Source organism: Bizionia gelidisalsuginis (assembly GCF_008086185.1).
Classification (GTDB): Bacteria; Bacteroidota; Bacteroidia; order Flavobacteriales; family Flavobacteriaceae; genus Bizionia; species Bizionia saleffrena.
Genome location: NZ_VSKN01000084.1, coordinates 1 through 1053 on the forward strand (window position 1 = coordinate 1; position 1053 = coordinate 1053).

1 protein-coding gene is annotated in these 1053 nt (G+C 41.7%); it reads right to left on the minus strand.

Annotation, left to right across the window (positions count from 1 at the left end; all coding sequences use genetic code 11):
• Nucleotides 1-1053 (minus strand): HYR-like domain-containing protein (locus ES677_RS15395; RefSeq protein WP_449374896.1); only part of this gene is annotated, 1053 nt, incomplete at both ends.

A 1053-nucleotide genomic window follows, 5' to 3' on the forward strand; every position in this document is an offset into this window, starting at 1 on the left:
TAAGTCGTTTACATCTTCATCACATTCTAAAGTGACTGCAGTAGGAACCGTAAAGGTTGGCGCCGTAGTATCTTCGATATTAATTGTCTGTTCTTGAGTTGTTGTGTTTCCACAAGCATCGGTTACTGTCCAAGTTCTAATGAAAGAAGACTCGTTAGCACAAGATCCAGCAGTTGAAGCACCATCCGTGTATGTTGCTTCTAAAGCAGCGTTTCCACAATTATCAGCTTCATCGGTAACATCACCAGTTACTGTTAAGTCGTTTACATCTTGATCACATTCTAAAGTGACTGCAGCAGGAACCGTAAAGGTTGGTGCCGTAGTATCCTCGATGTTTATGGTTTGTGTTTGCGTATTATCATTTCCACAAGCATCCGTTAGCGTCCAAGTTCTAATAAAAGAAGACGCGTTGGCACAAGATCCAGCAGTTGAAGCGCCATCCGTGTATGTTGCTTCTAGAGCAGCGTTTCCACAATTATCAGCTTCATCAGAAACATCACCAGTTACTGTTAAGTCGGTAATATCTTGATCACATTCTAAAGTCACTGCAGTAGGAACCGTAAAGGTTGGCGCCGTCGTGTCTTCGATGTTGATTGTCTGTTCTTGAGTTGTTGTGTTTCCACAAGCATCTGTTAGTGTCCAAGTTCTAATAAAAGAAGACGCGTTAGCACAAGATCCAGCAGTTGAATTTCCGTCAGTATACGTCGCTTCTAAAACAGCGTTTCCACAATTATCAGCTTCATCGGTAACATCACCAGTTACTGTTAAGTCGTTTACATCTTCATCACATTCTAAAGTGACTGCAGTAGGAACCGTAAAGGTTGGCGCCGTAGTATCTTCGATATTAATTGTCTGTTCTTGAGTTGTTGTGTTTCCACAAGCATCGGTTACTGTCCAAGTTCTAATGAAAGAAGACTCGTTAGCACAAGATCCAGCAGTTGAAGCACCATCCGTGTATGTTGCTTCTAAAGCAGCGTTTCCACAATTATCAGCTTCATCGGTAACATCACCAGTTACTGTTAAGTCGTTTACATCTTGATCACATTCTAAAGT